At 25.5% G+C, this 17,656-nt stretch carries 12 protein-coding genes and 1 tRNA gene; 4 read left to right on the top strand and 9 right to left on the bottom strand.

Annotated features, from left to right (window positions below; genetic code table 11):
- Nucleotides 1–323 precede the first annotated feature (323 nt).
- The 5 genes from miaA to orn form a co-directional block, all read right to left on the bottom strand.
- Nucleotides 324–1,277: a tRNA (adenosine(37)-N6)-dimethylallyltransferase MiaA gene (gene miaA / locus CRV09_RS02365; RefSeq protein WP_136132539.1), complete on the bottom strand. Its 954-nt coding sequence runs from the start codon at nt 1,275–1,277 to the stop codon at nt 324–326.
- The gene (gene mutL / locus CRV09_RS02360; RefSeq protein WP_136132538.1) at nt 1,270–3,030 is read right to left on the bottom strand and encodes a DNA mismatch repair endonuclease MutL; all 1,761 of its coding nucleotides are present in this window, start codon (nt 3,028–3,030) and stop codon (nt 1,270–1,272) included. Before mutL ends, miaA begins: the two co-directional genes overlap by 8 nt.
- Before the next feature lie 926 nt (nt 3,031–3,956).
- A complete protein-coding gene (nnr, locus tag CRV09_RS02355; RefSeq protein ID WP_136132537.1) occupies nt 3,957–5,468 on the bottom strand; it encodes a bifunctional ADP-dependent NAD(P)H-hydrate dehydratase/NAD(P)H-hydrate epimerase in 1,512 nt (503 codons plus the stop codon).
- A gap of 190 nt (nt 5,469–5,658) precedes the next feature.
- Nucleotides 5,659–5,734, bottom strand: a tRNA-Gly gene (locus CRV09_RS02350).
- A gap of 61 nt (nt 5,735–5,795) precedes the next feature.
- Nucleotides 5,796–6,356, bottom strand: a complete 561-nt coding sequence (gene orn / locus CRV09_RS02345) for an oligoribonuclease (RefSeq protein WP_136132536.1) — start codon at nt 6,354–6,356, stop codon at nt 5,796–5,798.
- A gap of 932 nt (nt 6,357–7,288) precedes the next feature.
- Between orn and mscM the strand changes: the two genes are divergently transcribed.
- Entirely contained in the window at nt 7,289–10,621 is a 3,333-nt protein-coding gene (mscM, locus tag CRV09_RS02340; protein WP_158675182.1) for a miniconductance mechanosensitive channel MscM, read from the top strand.
- A gap of 34 nt (nt 10,622–10,655) precedes the next feature.
- Here the strand turns inward: mscM and mdh are convergent, their stop codons facing one another.
- The 4 genes from mdh to CRV09_RS02320 form a co-directional block, all read right to left on the bottom strand.
- On the bottom strand, nt 10,656–11,606 hold the full coding sequence (mdh, locus tag CRV09_RS02335; protein ID WP_136132534.1) for a malate dehydrogenase: 951 nt from the start codon (nt 11,604–11,606) through the stop codon (nt 10,656–10,658).
- Between the two features lie 257 nt (nt 11,607–11,863).
- Nucleotides 11,864–12,340 carry a rod shape-determining protein MreD gene (gene mreD / locus CRV09_RS02330; RefSeq protein ID WP_241973710.1) on the bottom strand — a complete coding sequence of 159 codons (477 nt, stop codon included), beginning with the start codon at nt 12,338–12,340 and terminating at the stop codon, nt 11,864–11,866.
- Between the two features lie 197 nt (nt 12,341–12,537).
- A complete protein-coding gene (gene mreC, locus CRV09_RS02325; protein WP_136132533.1) occupies nt 12,538–13,365 on the bottom strand; it encodes a rod shape-determining protein MreC in 828 nt (275 codons plus the stop codon).
- A gap of 45 nt (nt 13,366–13,410) precedes the next feature.
- Nucleotides 13,411–14,454, bottom strand: a complete 1,044-nt coding sequence (locus CRV09_RS02320) for a rod shape-determining protein (RefSeq protein WP_136132532.1) — start codon at nt 14,452–14,454, stop codon at nt 13,411–13,413.
- Nucleotides 14,455–15,234: 780 nt separating this feature from the next.
- Between CRV09_RS02320 and aroQ the strand changes: the two genes are divergently transcribed.
- From aroQ to accC, 3 genes are read left to right on the top strand one after another with little or no spacing between them, the layout of a single operon-like run.
- A complete protein-coding gene (aroQ, locus tag CRV09_RS02315; protein ID WP_136132531.1) occupies nt 15,235–15,678 on the top strand; it encodes a type II 3-dehydroquinate dehydratase in 444 nt (147 codons plus the stop codon).
- A gap of 33 nt (nt 15,679–15,711) precedes the next feature.
- Entirely contained in the window at nt 15,712–16,203 is a 492-nt protein-coding gene (gene accB, locus CRV09_RS02310; protein WP_136132530.1) for an acetyl-CoA carboxylase biotin carboxyl carrier protein, read from the top strand.
- 11 nt (nt 16,204–16,214) lie between these two features.
- Nucleotides 16,215–17,552 (top strand): acetyl-CoA carboxylase biotin carboxylase subunit, encoded by a 1,338-nt coding sequence (accC, locus tag CRV09_RS02305; RefSeq protein ID WP_136132529.1) that lies wholly within the window; start codon nt 16,215–16,217, stop codon nt 17,550–17,552.
- Nucleotides 17,553–17,656: the final 104 nt, after the last annotated feature.

Below are 17,656 nucleotides of genomic sequence, written 5' to 3'. Positions count from 1 at the left end.
TAAATAAATTAAAATATTCATTTGAATAAAAGTTTAATAAAAATGTTTATATCTAAAAATAATAAACATATTACATTTACTTAATGTGATTTTTAAATTTTATAATACAATTAATTAAAATATATTTTATGATTTATTTTTTATAAGATTAGTTAATTTGATATAAAATATGATAAAAAATAATATTTTTATATACAGTATATTAATTAGTTCTAATTATCTAGAAATAACTTAATTTTTTTTATAAGTTAAAAGATATTTTAGTACTTTGTTTAAAAGGAAGTGGTTAAATATTAATTTATATATTCCCAAAGTAATGTAAATTAATTAATATCAGCAGTAAATATTTTTATGATAGAATCAATAGCTAATTTAATATTTTCACTGTGTAACCAATGAATATTTTTCCACTTGCGCATCCAAGTAAATTGACGTTTAGCAAGTTGTTTAGTTGCACAAATGGCTTGATAAACCATATCCTCATAGCTTATTTCACCGTTTATAAAAGACCACATCTGACGATAACCAATACAACGAACAGAAGGCATATTTACATGCAAATCACCACGAGCGAATAAAGCTCTGGATTCTTCTTCAAATCCTAATGCTAATATTTTTTTGAAACGTAATTCAATGCGTTTATGTAATAAATCACGGCTTTCAGGAATTATACCAAATTGATATAAATTATAGGGTAGAGGTTTGATAGATTTTTTTTTAAGTTCAGTAAAAGTTTTTCCAGATATATAAATTACTTCTAATGCTCGCTGTATTCTTTGTATATCATTTTGATGAATACAGGACGCATAAATTGGATCGATTTTACATAATTGATTATATAAAAAACACCATCCTTTATTATTGGCTATTTGGTATATTTCACGTCGAACATTAATATCAGTTGATGGTAAATTAGATAATCCTTCAATTAACGTTTTAAAATAAAACATAGTCCCTCCGACAAGACAAGGTATTCGGCCGTTTTTTACTATGTTTTCTATTTCTATTAGAGCATCATGTCTGAATTCAGCAGCTGAATAATATTCCGCAGGGTCTCTTATGTCTAATAAAAGATGAGGTGTTAAAGACAATTCTTTAATAGATGGTTTACATGTACCAATATTCATTTGACGATATATTAATCCTGAATCCACGCTTATTATATCTATAGGTAATATTTTGTGTAATTTAATTGCTAAAGCAGTTTTACCTGATGCGGTTGGTCCTAGTAAAAAAATAACTTTTGGATGATATTTAGAGTGATTTAATTCAAACATTGTTTAGCATATTTATCGTATTTTTTATATTAATTTGCTGTATTAAATTTGAAGGAGGTGATCTTAATAAATCTGGACAAAAGTATTCAATTTCAGTTAATAATATATTTACCTTCAAATTAGTCCAATTTATAGTGTCATTTTTATTTTCATAAATTGCTAACCAATAACATAACTGTTGAATAGAAATATTTTTTTGTAAAAATAAATAATCTACTATTTCATGAATTAAAACTTTTAAATCATATACATGTAGAGTTGAAGGTATAGAAAGTAAAGTTATATGATCAGTCTCAATTTGAAAACATATCCCTATACTATTTAATATAGAATTGTTTTTTTGGATTGTTTTTAAATAAGATTCTCTAATTTTTATCTTTAGTGGAATTAATAAAGGACGTGTTTGTGATTTGAGTCTTCTATTTTGCAATTGTGATTGTTTTAAGTAACGGAAAGCTACAGGTAATGACATTAATCTTAATGTTTGATTTTTTTTAAGTACTGCATAACTATTTTTCAATACAGTTAATAAATGACCAAAATATTTTGGATATTTTACTGTTACATATGGTAATTTACAAACCGAAATTTGACTATTATAGTGTTCTTTTATTTCCTTAGGTATTAAATTAGATACATCATCTTTAAAATACCAATCAGGCAAAGAAAAAAAATCATTATTTTTCATATGATCATCATTTGATTGATTTTTAGATTCTTTATTCAATACAATTGATACTACTTTGTTTTTATAGTAAATTTCAAGTACATTAGTTATACCTTGAATGATAAAATCATATACTAATCTTGGTTGGTAAAAACGGATTTCTTTTTTCGTAGGATGAATATTTATATCAAGTTGACTTGGATTAATTTCCAAATATATTACATATGAAGGTTTTTCATTATTCTTTAATTGATCATTAAATGCTTGTCTGATAGCATTACTAATTAATTTATCTTTTATAATCCTTCCATTAACATAACAATACTGTAGAAAATCAATTATTTTATATTCAGATCTATTGATAATCCAACCATGGATAGATAAATTATCTTGTTGATAATCAACTCGCAAACAATTTTTTACAAAATTAGTTCCACAAACAAATCCTAATCTTCTTTTTATTTGATTTTCAGTAATTACTGCTGGCTGATAATATATTAAATAGTCATTATGACTAAAGGATATTGTAACGTCAAAACGAGCTAATAATATTTGATTAATCATATTATATATATGATTAAATTCTATTTTTTCTGTTTTCATAAACTTACGACGAACAGGAGTATTATAAAATAAATCAAAAACTTTAACTGTTGTGCCAATCGGATGTGTAGCTGGCTTGATTTTTACATCTATAATTTTATTGCCTTCTGTGTAAATTTGCCAAGCTTGATTTTGATTAACTGTTCTCGAAGTTAAAGTTAAACGTGAAACAGAACTAATACTAGTTAAAGCTTCTCCTCTAAAACCTAAGCTTGTAATTATTTCTAAATCTTTTATAGATCTTATTTTGCTAGTCGCGTATCGTTCTAAAGATATAGATAACTCATTTCTTATGATTCCACAACCGTTATCTTGTATTTGAATTAATTTCATTCCGCCTTTTTTTATATTTATATCGATACGATTAGCTCCAGCATCAAGGCTATTCTCTATCAATTCTTTAACAACTGATACAGGACGTTCAATTATTTCACCAGCAGAAATTTGATTTATTAAATACGGTGGCAAAATCTTAATTGACATTATAATTATCCTTTAAACTCTTAATTACTTTGTTAAATTAAGAGATTTGATAACTTATTTTTTTATTTTAAAGATATATCTTTAAGTATTTATTTTAGTTATTATTATTAATAAATTTTATTAATAAATTACACTTAAAATATTTTTATGAAAATCAAATGGTATTGATTTTAAATAATAAAGAATATAAAAAATCAATAAATAAAACTGAAATAGTTTTTCTTTTCTATAATTACCGCAACAAAATATCTATTTAATTTGTTTTGTGTATAAAGTTTTACAATAATTTTTAAATTTATATTAATTTATTACTTAATAAAAAATGAAGTGATTAAATAATTTATTTAATCTCAATAAGATAACTTTTTTCATATTATTTTTAATTGAACAAATTTGGGTTACAAAATCACTTGATTAATTAAGGATATATTATTATTTGTATTCATAGTTAAAAATATATTCAAATATTGAATTCAATTTATTACATTATTATGGAAATTTTTTATTTTTTATAATTATTTAATCTAAAGCATAGCAAAAAAAAGAATGTGTAAATAAATTTACTTTTCTTTCATTATTTTCTATACAACTAAGATTTAATACTATATCGGGTATTGACAATATATCTTTTTGTAGCCATTCAAATTGTATTATTAAAATAATCATGAATTACCATTGAAAATAGCTTAAATTAATTTAAAACATAATAAAGATCAAATATGATAATTTTTATTATTAGACATTTATAATATTTAATAAATGTACAACACCATTATAACTAAATGAATTTAAAAAACCATTAACTAAGTTAGTTTTACTTACTGCAATATCAACGTAAAGATAAATATTAGCCTAATTGTAACATAAAAAACCTAATTCAATAGTTTTGATTTATTAGGTAAATAAAATATAATATTCCATATTTTTCACTTTTTTATAAAATCTGGATTAACAAATTTCCATAATATTTTAAATAAATCTGTTGCTAACATTCCTCTTGTACCACGATTAACTGCTAATTCATCTGCTGCAGCACCATGTATTACACAACCGGCACAAGCTGCATCAAAAATTTCCAGTTTTTGACCTACTAAAGAAGCTATAATACCGCTCAATACATCACCCATACCACCAGATGCCATACCTGCATTACCTACATCAGCAATACCTATATTACCTTTTTCATCAGCAATGATAGTTCCTGCACCTTTTAGTACTACAACTCCACCATATTTATCTACTAAAGATTTTACAGCATATAACCGATCTTGTTCAACTTCCATAGTTCGCATATTTAGTAAAAGACTAGCTTCACCAGGATGAGGTGTTATTATACGATTATGGCACTTATCTTTAGTGATCGCTAGAAAACTAAGTGCATCTGCATCCCAAACCATTGGTTTTTTAATAAATGATATTTTTTCTAATATCCTTTTTGCTAAATCGTGATGACCTAAACCTGGACCAACAACAATAACATCCGCCCAGAGTAATGATTCTGTTAATTTATCATTTGTTATTTCATCTATCATAATCTCAGGACGTGCAGTAAGAAAAGGAATAATGTTTTCTTTGTAAGTTAATAATTTTACTAATCCGCTCCCAGTTCTAAGTGCTGCTTCTGCTACCATAAAAACAGCACCTACTGTGCCAATGTTGCCTCCAATTACTAACAGTCGGCCATGATTCCCTTTATGAGAAGTTTTTTTACGTGGTTTTAACCAATTTGGTAAAAAACTAGTATCAAAACGTGATATAGGTGCTTTTTTATCTACAAGGAAGGATTTTAATCCTAAATCAACATAATAAAGCTTTCCAATTAAATCCCTAGCGTTTCCGATAAATTGTCCAGGTTTTAAACCTATAAAACATAAAGTATGCGAAGCCATAATAGCCTTTCCAAGTACACTACCATTAGATGGAGATAAACCTGAAGGCATATCAACTGATAGGATTGGTGCTAAATGCATATTTGCTTTTTCTATCAAATTAAAATAAAATTCACTAGTAGTACGATTAATGCCTGTGCCTAATAAAGCATCAATAATTATATCTACTTTATGAGGCCATTTTATATTTGGTTGATAAATTTTCCCCTTTATTGATAACCAAGAATCATGAGCAGTTTGGGCTTCTTTGGATAATGGTCGTGTTCCTTTACAAGCAATTAATGTTACCTTTTTACCTGATGTTTTAGCTATACAAGCTGTTGCATAACCGTCTCCGCCATTGTTCCCATTACCGCATAAAATTAACCAATATTTAGCATTAGGCCAATTTGTACAAACATGTTCATAAATAGCTTTTCCAGCACGTAACATAATGTCATATAAGCTAATACCAAAATAATTAGCACCATCATTTTCCAATTTAGCAATCATGTTTACAGGCCAAATAGAATATGGAAGTTGATTATTTTCGTAATTTTTTTTAATCAAAAGATCACATTCTCCAGATCAGATTTTAATAAATTCAACTTTTAGATTCTATTTCTTACTAAGTAAATATGAATTAAATTTGAAAAATTATTTTATTGGTTTTTTAAAATCAAGGAAGAAACATGATAATGTTTAATAAAGAATAATATTGTTAATTATCTTATAGCATAAAATTGATGTGATTGATATATGGAGCGGGAAACGAGACTTGAACTCGCAACCCCGACCTTGGCAAGGTCGTGCTCTACCAATTGAGCTATTCCCGCAAAAATATTTTCTCATCATTTCACTAAATGAATAATTAATAAATTAAATATTTTTGTATAATTATATTTTTAGAAAATGTTTTCTATAATAATTTAACTCTGATATGGAATTTAGTATATCATTTAATGCACTATGTGGACAAGTGCTTTTTTTTTGCCTTAACCTTAATAATATTGCTGGATTCCAGCGAAATGCTAGTTCTTTTAGGGTACTTACATCAATTTGACGATAATGAAAATAATTTTCTAGTTCCGGCATATATTTGAATAAAAAACGACGATCCTGAGTTATACTGTTACCACACATGGGAGATGTTTTTTCTTGAATCCATTTCTTTAAAAAGTTAATAGTTTCTTTTTCAGCTTCTTTTTCTTTAAATTTACTTTTCTTTACTTTATCTAATAAACCACTATTAGTATGAGTATCTAAATTCCAAGTATCCATTAATTTAAGTTGATTATTTGATTGATATATAGGTATTATTGGACCTTTTGCTAAAATGTTTAAATTTACATCTGTTATAACTGTAGCAATTTCTATAATGCGATCTTTTTCAGGATTAAGTCCAGTCATTTCCAGATCAAGCCAAATTAAATTTTTTTCATTTTTATTAATTGTCATATTTTTAATATTTGTTATTTATTGAGTTAATTATATCAAATAGTTGAATACTTATATTCAATGAATAATATTATTTTCAGAACTGAATTTCTAATTAATTATTTTAAATATATCTAATAGTTAATAATTTACTAATTTGATTTTCTTTGATTAAAATTCATCAGTCTTTTAACTGAAAGTTATGAATATATCTTCTATACTGCTGTGTTTAATCGTTAACTATAAAAATACTATAATAATAATTTTTACCAACTTAATTAATAAAAACAATGAGTTTTATATGTTATCAATATTTTCGCTAATAATTTTATACACTTATTTATTATAATAAAAATTGATAAACATATTAATATTATTATTAAATATTAGATTAATTTAATTGCATAGTATTTTAAATATTAATATATTTCTTTTTTTGCTATTTTGTATAAGATGATTATCTGATACAAAAGTAGACAGTCTATATTTTGAGATAGGTTGTTAATCAATGTAAATGTATCTTATGCAGGATTAATATATTTATTATTGTATATTAAATTTTATAAATGATATATCTTAAAGCAATTACTTTATATTAATATTAATGTAGAATGTACTATATTATTGAAAAATTGAATTATACGTATTGTAATTGATAATCTCTTAAATCGAAAGTTATCACACTTTGTGATTTATTTTATCTAGTTTATTAATAAATATTACATACAAAACATTCTTTTTTGTAAATATGATGAATATCATTAAGTTCATTTTATGTAATGGTTATCTATTAAAAAAAATAAATTCAATATTTAAATTGTTAATTTAATATATTAATATTAATCTAGTTATATAATAAAGATTGTAAAGTGTCTTCTTTTAATGCAACTTTTAGTAATTGAACTATATTTCTTCTCAAAATGCAAAATAAAATTAAGTGTTTTTTATTCAAATTGATTATACATTTAAGTATTCCTATAGTTATAGGATTATGGATCAATAATTCAGTATCAGCTATCAATATTATTGATATATATCAATTAAAAAATAAAATAGAAGAAAAAACAAAAATTGAGAAAAATGATTTACAAAAACAACCAGATAATAATCTATTTTTATATCACAAAAATCAACATACAAAAAAAATAAAAAAATATAAAAAATTTATCAAACTATTTCCAATATTAGAAGCTGAATTTAAAAAACAAATATATGATTTAAAAACAAATCAGAAAATGTATTTAAAAAATACAAATAATAAAGATTTGAATCAAGAACTTATAAAAGTTAATCTGCAGTTGATAGAAGAAGAACGTCAAGCACAGAAACAAAATGATAAAATTCGTGAAATAAGTAATTCATTATCAATATTACCCCAATTAATTACTGAAGCAAGGTATTCTATAAGTAAAAATAATAACTTAGAAGAAGATGAAAATATATCAGAAAAAATTGAGAATAAAATTATATATTCAGGTGAAGAAAAATCAATTCGACGTAAGCAAGAAAATATTATTAATGAATTATATGTTAATGAGCTAGAACTAGCACAATTATCAGCAAACAATCGTCAAAAAATAGCTCGTTTAAATGCTGAACTTCATCAACTTAAGATAACATATTTAAACAATTATTTACAACAATTACGTATTAAGATAAAAAATCAAAATCAAACTAATTTACTAGAAGCTATTGAAAAAATTAAAAAAAATAAAAAAAATTTATTATTTGTATTCTTATTAAATTATATACACACCAATCAGGATCTATCTATTGCTTTAGACAATCAAATTAAATTAATGCATCAAATAGAAATTAAGCAACATATAATACATGATCAAATAAATCAGGTACAATCTTTAAATTCTATGCTTAACGAAAAATCAAACGGTTTGACTTACTCCGTGTTATTAGGTGAAACATTAAGACTACGTATAGCAAAACTGCCTGAAATGCCACAATTAAAAAACATTGATCAAGATATCGCTAAAATACGTTTACAACGTTTACATTATGAATATTTAATAGAAAATAAAGAATCATTAATTCAACAAGAAATGACAACAGCCTATGATCATATAATCAGCGATGTTTTTAAAAAAATGTTTAAACAACAACTATTAATAAAATATAAATTAATTAATTTATTAATTTCTGGATGTGATAGCTTAATTCTTGAAACTACCAAATTAAAAATATCAAAGATACAATTACAAGATTATTTAAGAAAAGCCACCAAGTTATCTCAAGAACGTCTTTTTTGGATTGCTGATAATAATCCATTTGATTTTAAAAATTTAAAAAATATTAAAGTAAATATAAAATATTTATTTTCTTTAAACATACTTAAACACCTTAAAAAAGGTGTAATAGATTTAATCTTAAATATAAAAACTTTTTTACCAGTATTAGGTGGATTATTCTTAGTTGTTTTAAGTTTTATTATACGTAATAAGTATAATAATTTTTTAGAAACTTCAGCAAGTAAAGTAGGAAAAGTAACACAGGATCGTTTTAAATTAACTATACGTACTGTTATATTATCTATTTTAATGTCCATACCATTACCATTACTATGGACACAAATAGGTTATGGTTTACAAGAATCTTCAGAACATCCAATTGTAGTAGCGATAGGTGATGGCATCGTTAATACTGTACCAGTTTTGACAATTTTCATAATCATCACTATTTTTTCAAAACCAAATGGTTTATTTATTATGCATTTTCGTTGGTCACAAGTTTTAGTGACTCGGGCGATCAATAATTTTTTTATAACTTTATGCTTTATTGTTCCACTTATTATATTATTAAGTGTCTTAGATGATTTAGAAGAACATAATTTATCTTCATCTTTGGGACGTGTATGTTTTGTTTTGATTTGTTTTATTATTAGCATAAGTAGTATAAACCTAAAAAAATCTAATATTCCGCTTCATATTAATAAAAGTGGCAAAACTAATAATTTTATCAACAACACAATATGGAATATTATAATTTTAATTCCAATAATTGATGCAATTGCTGCTTTAATGGGTTATTCATCAACTGCTAAAGCTATTTTATTACATATAGAAATATCAAATGTTATTTGGTTTGTAGTTGTAATAATCTATCATATTATCCGTCGATGGATGCTGATTCAACATCGTAGATTAAGTTTTGATCGTGCTAAACAAAAAAGGGCTGAAATACTTGCATTTAGAGCTCGTAGTGAAGAAGAAAAAGAACAAAGCATGATAATGCAAAACGCAGATTCTATAGAAATAGAAGAACCAATAGTTAATTTAGATGTAATTAGTGCACAATCACTGAAACTTGTACGCTGGATCTTAATGTCAGTTACTTTAGCATTATTAATGCTTTCATGGTCAGAAATTCATCTAGCTCTTGGTTTTTTTGACAATATTTTATTATGGAAAGCTAATGCTTCAAATCAGGGAAATGGAAATTATCATCCAATTACTCTTGGTGCGTTGTTAGTTGCTGTTTTTACATTTATTATAACAATGCAATTAGTTCGTAATATGCCAGCTTTAATTGAACTTATATTACTTCAACACCTAAATCTAAAACCCGGTACTAATTATGCTATTTCTACATTAACTAAATATACTACAATTTTATTTGGAGGCTTATTTGGTCTTTCTGTAATAGGTATTGATTGGTCTAAATTACAATGGTTAGTTGCAGCATTAGGAGTAGGATTGGGCTTTGGTTTACAGGAAATTTTTGCTAATTGTATTTCCGGATTGATCATTTTATTCGAAAGACCCATACGTATTGGTGACACCGTGACTATAAGAAATTTAACTGGGAGTATTACTAGAATTAATACACGTGCTACTACTATTACTGATTGGGATCGTAAAGAAATAATAGTGCCTAATAAAGCATTTATAACTGAACAATTCGTTAATTGGTCACTTTCAGATTCAGTTACGCGTGTAGTTTTAACTATCCCAACACTAAATATTACCAATAGCAGTAAAGTAACAAAAATTTTAAAACATTCTGCTGAATGTTGCAATTATGTTCTAAAAACCCCTTCGCCAGAGGCATTTTTAGTAGATTTACAACAGGGTACTTTATTATTTGAATTACGTGTATATGTAGCTGAAATGGGTCATCGTATGCCATTACGTCATGAATTAAATCAATTAATTGTGGAAAATTTTGCAAAAAATAATATAATAATTCCTTTTCCTCCTTTTCAAATGCGCATAGAATCTGTAAAAGGAAAATATTTCTTTAAAAATAAAATATTTTCTGATAGATTTTTCTAATCAAATTAGTTCTAGAAATAAAAATGTTTAATTTCTAAATAGATGATAATTTCTTGACAAACATTTCACCACGTAAGATATCTTGATTTAAATGACTAATCATATTATTTAATATTGATTCTTCAAATAAACTAATTTTACCTATTTCCTTATATTCTATAATGCCATTTTTTCCTAAAACAAAAGGTTGAGAAAAAAATTTTGCATACTTACTATCACCTTCAATATATGCATATTCTAATATATTACTATTACCAAGCAAACCATTTACCAATGATAAACAAAAACGTGATGCTGCATAACTCATTGATAAAGTTGCAGAACCACTACCAGATTTATATTTTATTACTTCGTCCCCTGCATTTTGAATTCTTCTGGTAATATCTATAACTTCTTGATTATTAAAATTAATATTTCTTAATTTTGATAATAAAGGTAAAATAGTCTGATTAGAATGTCCTCCAATCACTGGTACATTAATATTGTTAACATTTTTACCTTTCATATCATGAACAAATTTATTAGCACGAATACTATCTAAGGTAGTAATACCAAATAATTTTCTTTTATCATAAACTTGATATTTTTTGAGTATTTCAGCTGCAATTACTACAGTACTATTAATTGGATTAGTAATTATACCAATTAAAGCATTAGGTGATGTTATAACTATTTGTTTAATCAATTTTAAAATAATATCAGCATTGATATTAAATAAATCATCTCGTTCCATTCCTGGTTTTCTTGCTATACCTGCTGATATTATTACTATATCTGTATTTACCAATGCCTGAGTTATATCCTTTCCGATAAAACCTTTTACTATTACATTATTGGAGACGTGACTAAGATCTAATGCTATACCTAACATAGCAGGTGTAACATCATATAAATGTAGTTCTGAACCGACAGGAAGGTAAATTTTCAATAATAATGAAAGAGCTTGACCTATATTTCCAGCGGCACCAAGAATTGAAATTCTCATCATTTAATCCTTACTTCGTTGATACTAATTTTATTTTATGTTTAAAACAATATATTCTATATATAATCTTATAAGAATAATTATTTATTTGATATTTATCAAAATAAGAGTAGTTACGATAAGTGGATTGCTAAAAAACGATCTTAAGTTATTTGTAATGTTTTAAATATGTTATTATTTTTTGTTAATTGTTTAAATAAATTATTTAAAATTATAAACAAATATTTATTTGGTGTAAATAAAATAAGAATAAAAAATTAATAGCAATATCTTTTGATTAAAAAAACAAATATTGGCCATATCATAGCATTAATCATACTATTAGAAATAAGTTCATATTTTAAAGGAACACCAATAATTAAAAATTCAATCAAAAATATGATTAAATTCATTAAAATAGATAACAATACAACTATACATAATTTTTGTAACATATTTAAACCATTAATTAATTGAATATTAAAATTAATTAAATAGGCTATTATACTTAATGCTAAGGCCCCTATACCTAATAGGGATCCCGTAGTAATATCCATAATAATGCCTAATAAAAAACCGATATATATATTGTTAGCATATTTTGGTAAAGCTGATATCCAATAAATAAGAAACAATAATAACCAAGATGGACGTGATATATAAATTGTTTGTGGCCAAGGCATTACTTGTAATAAAAAAATTATTATAAAAGACAAATAAATAGATTTTTTTTTCGGAAAATCATATTTGTTCAAGCATTAACCTTAATACAATATATAATAAATTAAAATATTTTCATTTAATTATTATATATAATAAATTTTATATATTTCAATGACGGTAAATAAGATTTTATTTCCTTCTTACGATACCACGATGTTTATTAATTAAAGTCTCTTGTAAGATATAGTCCAATTTATTATTAATTTTATCTGCTTTCTATAGCAACAATCTATAGCAACAACAAATAATTTAAGTTCTTGAAATAAATGTTAGAATGAATATGAGCATAAACTTTATATTTACTTTTATTAATTTCAATTGAGGACACCACGCCAACCGGATAACCTTCAGGAAATTTATTATCTAAACCAGATGTAACAATGATATCTCCAAGACGGAGATTATTATATGAACTATGATTATTTATTAAATACTTTAATTTAAAACCTTTATTACATCCTTCTCCGGAAATAACAGCAAAAATATTATTTCGTAATACTTTTACAGAAAGTTCATTAGAAGAATCACAAGCTAGCAAAATATGGCTAGTATTTTCGTTAATAGAAACAACTTGTCCTACGATACCTTTATCTGTAATAACAGGTTGTTTTTTATAAACACCATCTAATTTACCCTTATCTATTACCACCTGACTAGCAAATGGAATAGAAGTGCTAAAAATAACTTTACTGAGTATTGCACGTTTATTATAATTCATTTTATAATTTAATAACTTAAGTAAGTTTTCATTTTCTTTTTTATATTTATATTGTTTTAATAAACATATATCAGTATTTTTTAAAAATAATTCTAAACGTAATTTTTTATTTTCTATTCGTATTTTTTTATTTGAAGAAAAAATTTCTAAAGTATTTTTTATAACTTGAGAAGGTTTTTGAATAAAGGAATAACATAAACCTAAAGACATATCAAAATAACTACGTATTTTGGCAAATAATCCCAGACGATAATCTATGAAAATGAATGTGATAGATAAAAATATCGCAAAAAAAAGACGTAATCCAAAAGATTTCTTTTTTGAAAATTTTAACTTCATATCTTACAGTTATTAAATTATTAGATAATTAATTGTAACAATAAGTTATTCTTCACTAAATAAATCTCCACCATACATATCAATCATTTCTAATGCTTTACCACCCCCTCTTGCAACACAAGTTAGTGGATCATCAGCAATAATTACCGGAATTCCAGTTTCTTCTATTAATAAACGCTCTAGATTACGTAGAAGAGCACCACCACCAGTTAATATCATTCCTCGTTCAGATACATCAGAAGCTAATTCAGGAGGACATTGTTCCAATGCGACCATAACAGAACTTACAATACCTGTTAAAGGTTCTTGCAATGCTTCAAGAATTTCATTAGAATTTAATGTGAAACTTCTAGGAACACCTTCAGCTAAGTTACGACCTCTTACTTCAATTTCGCTTACTTCATCGCATGGATAAGCTGAACCAATCTCATGTTTAATACGTTCTGCTGTTGCTTCACCAATTAATGAACCGTAGTTACGACGTACATAATTAATTATAGATTCATCGAACCTATCTCCTCCAATACGTACAGAAGAAGAATAAACTACCCCATTTAAAGATATCACTGCTACCTCAGTAGTACCACCTCCTATATCTACAACCATAGATCCTGATGCTTCAGAAACCGGAAGACCCGCACCAATAGCAGCGGCCATCGGTTCTTCTATTAAGAATACTTCACGTGCACCAGCACCTTGTGCAGATTCTCTTATAGCACGTCTTTCCACTTGAGTGGCTCCTACGGGTACGCAAATCAATACTCGTGGACTAGGACGCATAAAGCTATTACTATGAACTTGTTTGATGAAATGCTGAAGCATTTTTTCAGTGACAAAAAAATCAGCGATAACACCATCCTTCATAGGTCTTATAGCAGCAATATTTCCAGGTGTTCGACCTAACATCCTTTTTGCTTCATATCCTACAGCAGCAACGCTTTTTGGTGAACCGGTACGATCTTGCCTAATAGCAACAACAGAAGGTTCATTTAATACAATACCTTGACCTTTGACATAAATTAAGGTATTTGCAGTACCTAAATCAATAGATAAATCAGTGGAAAACATACCACGAAATTTTTTAAACATATTCTAAGAATAAATCCTATACTAATTTAATTAAAAATAATATTAGTCTAAAAAGTGTAATCAATTAATGTGTAGTATATCCCATTCATGTATTATCATATACATATATAATTAAAATATTCCTAATTAAATAATATCTAAAGTAAAAATACTAAAAACAATTTTAGTAAAAACATTGTTAAAACTTATAAAACCTCAATAATCTAAAATTAATTTAATATCAATACGTTAAAATTTTGTTATTTTATTTTATTATTAATTAATAAAAATCCTTAAAAAGTCATAACAATTGCATCCATTTATTCTACTTATGTTTAGATCATAAAAGTAACAAATATGTTAATAATATATTTAAGCTTACTACTTAAAATTAAATTATACAACCCTAATTAGTATTAAATTAATTTTCCTTAATTCCTCATATACAAAATTAAAATAATAAAATTATTTAATTAATCATGTATATTGATCAATAAATTAATACAAATAATTCAATTAAATAAACTAATTAACTTTATAATTTAACTATATCAATTTATTTTTAGATAAAATGTCAAATAATTATTGGTTTGAATTTATTAAATTTTGACTCTAAAATACTAAAAATTTTAAAGGAAAATTTTAATAAATTACATCAATATAATAATTTATTTATCTAAATAAAATTTAATTGTTAAATTTACATAAAGAAACAAACTTATATTTTTTAATTTAATATAAATATTTTCTCTAAATATAAAATTAAATATATTTGATAAATAATAGGAGTTAAATGTAAAAATGAAATATAAATTTCATATTTTAATTTTAAACGGTCCCAATTTAAATTTACTAGGAAAAAGAGAACCAGAAAAATATGGTTACATTAGCTTACAGGATATTTTAAAAGATCTTAATAAATACGCTAATACTTTAAATATAAAATTAAGTCATTTACAATCTAATTCTGAATGTAAGTTAATAGATCGTATTCATGAAGCTTATGGTAATGTAGATTATATTATTATCAATCCTGCAGCTTTTACTCATACCAGCATAGCATTACGTGATGCTTTATTAGCAGTAAATATTCCATTTATTGAAGTACATATCTCAAATATATATTCACGTGAACAATTTCGTCATATTTCTTATCTTACTAATATATCAGAAGGTATAATATGTGGATTTGGTACTGATTGTTATCTATTAGCCTTACAATCAGTTATAAAAAAACTTTCCTAATTAATCGATCAAATAAGATATGGAAAATTATACATGGATATCCGTAAAATAAAAAAATTAATTGAATTAACAGAAAAATATAATATTTCTAAATTAACAATTTCAGAGCAAACAGAATCTATTAGTATTAGTCGCATACCAAAAAATATTGACAATACAGAAAATCAACAACAATTTTCTAACATATCTTCTCCAATTAATTCTCAAAATACAGTTAAACCATATCACTCGGAATTAACTCAAATAGAATTAAGTAAGCTAGAAAATCAAAAAATGACAAATGCAAATACTCATATAATACGTTCACCAATGGTAGGTATATTTTATTTGACTCCCAATCCAAAATCTCAAGTCTTTATTGAAATAGGTAAAAAGATTAGTGTAGGTGATACATTATGTATTATAGAAGCTATGAAAATGATGAATCAAATCGAATCTGATATATCTGGAACAGTAAAAGCAATTTTAGTGGAAAATGGTCATTTAGTAGAATTTAATGAGCCATTAATTATTATTGAGTACTAGGACATCATCAAATGATAGATAAAATAGTTATTGCTAATCGTGGTGAAATTGCTTTGCGTATTTTACGTGCTTGTAAAGAACTTGGTATTAAAACTGTAGCTATACATTCCGATATAGACAGAAACCTTAAGCATGTATTATTAGCAGATGAAACTGTTTGTATAGGACCAGCACAATTAATTAAAAGTTATCTTAATATACCTGCAATTATTTCAGCTGCTGAAATTACTGGAGCAACGGCAATTCATCCTGGTTATGGTTTCCTTTCCGAAAATGCTGATTTTGCAGAACAAGTTGAAAACTCAGGTTTTATATTCATTGGTCCTAAAGCAGAAACTATACGTCTTATGGGAGATAAGATATCAGCAATAAATAAAATAAAAAAATTTGGTATTCCATGTATACCTGGTTCTGATGGTCCACTAAGTGATAAAATAGAAAAAAACTATGAAATTGCAAATCTAATAGGATATCCTGTAATTATTAAGGCTTCTAGTGGTGGTGGTGGATTTGGTATGCGTATTGTATATAAAGAAAAGGATTTAAATAAATATATTAACAAGACAAAAATAGAGGCTAAATCAATTTTCAATAATGATATTCTCTATATGGAAAAATATATAGAAAGTCCTCGTCATATTGAAATTCAAGTAATGGCAGATGGGAAAGGCAATGCTGTTTATCTAGGTGAAAGAGATTGTTCCATACAACGAAGACATCAAAAATTAATAGAAGAAGCTCCAGCATTTGATATTAGTCCAGAGTTAAGAAGATATATAGGAGAACTTTGTTCTAAAACTTTTATTGAACTTGGATATAAAGGAGTTGGTACATTTGAATTTCTTTATAAAAAAGGAAAATTTTATTTTATAGAAATGAATACTCGTATTCAAGTAGAACATACAGTAACAGAAATGATTACTAATATTGATTTAGTTAAAGGACAAATAAGAATTGCTAACAATGAAAAACTATGGATAACACAAGAAGATATTAAATTTTTCGGCCATTCTATTGAATGTCGTATTAATGCTGAAGATCCAAATACATTCGTTCCAAATTCAGGTAAAATTGAACGTTTTCATGCCCCAGGAGGTTTAGGAGTAAGATGGGAATCACATATTTATACGGGATATTATGTTTCACCTTATTATGATTCAATGATTGGTAAGTTAATAACTTATGGAGAAAATCGTAATGTAGCAATTTCACGAATGAAAAATGCATTATCTGAATTAATTATTGATGGTATAAAAACCAATGTAGGATTACATACTAAAATTATAGACGATATAAATTTCAAAAATGGCACCAATAATATTTTAGAAAGCAATACAAAAAAATTATAAGTATTTAATTAAGGAATCCTGCCTGGCGATTTCCTACTCTCACATGGAGAAACTCCACACTACCATTGGCACTACGACATTTCACTTCTGAGTTCGACATGGTT

Source organism: Candidatus Pantoea edessiphila, assembly GCF_002933345.1.
Lineage (GTDB): Bacteria > Pseudomonadota > Gammaproteobacteria > Enterobacterales > Enterobacteriaceae > Pantoea_C.
This window is presented reverse-complemented; position numbering and strand designations above follow the sequence as displayed.

Excerpts from the sequence above, each read along its gene's own strand:
- mreC (WP_136132533.1), bottom strand. The coding sequence starts at position 13,365 with ATGAAGTTAAAATTTTCAAAAAAGAAATCTTTTGGATTACGTCTTTTT.
- orn (WP_136132536.1), bottom strand. The coding sequence starts at position 6,356 with ATGACAATTAATAAAAATGAAAAAAATTTAATTTGGCTTGATCTGGAA.
- mdh (WP_136132534.1), bottom strand. The coding sequence starts at position 11,606 with ATGAGAATTTCAATTCTTGGTGCCGCTGGAAATATAGGTCAAGCTCTT.
- miaA (WP_136132539.1), bottom strand. The coding sequence starts at position 1,277 with ATGTTTGAATTAAATCACTCTAAATATCATCCAAAAGTTATTTTTTTA.
- accC (WP_136132529.1), top strand. The coding sequence starts at position 16,215 with ATGATAGATAAAATAGTTATTGCTAATCGTGGTGAAATTGCTTTGCGT.
- mutL (WP_136132538.1), bottom strand. The coding sequence starts at position 3,030 with ATGTCAATTAAGATTTTGCCACCGTATTTAATAAATCAAATTTCTGCT.
- CRV09_RS02320 (WP_136132532.1), bottom strand. The coding sequence starts at position 14,454 with ATGTTTAAAAAATTTCGTGGTATGTTTTCCACTGATTTATCTATTGAT.
- aroQ (WP_136132531.1), top strand. The coding sequence starts at position 15,235 with ATGAAATATAAATTTCATATTTTAATTTTAAACGGTCCCAATTTAAAT.
- accB (WP_136132530.1), top strand. The coding sequence starts at position 15,712 with ATGGATATCCGTAAAATAAAAAAATTAATTGAATTAACAGAAAAATAT.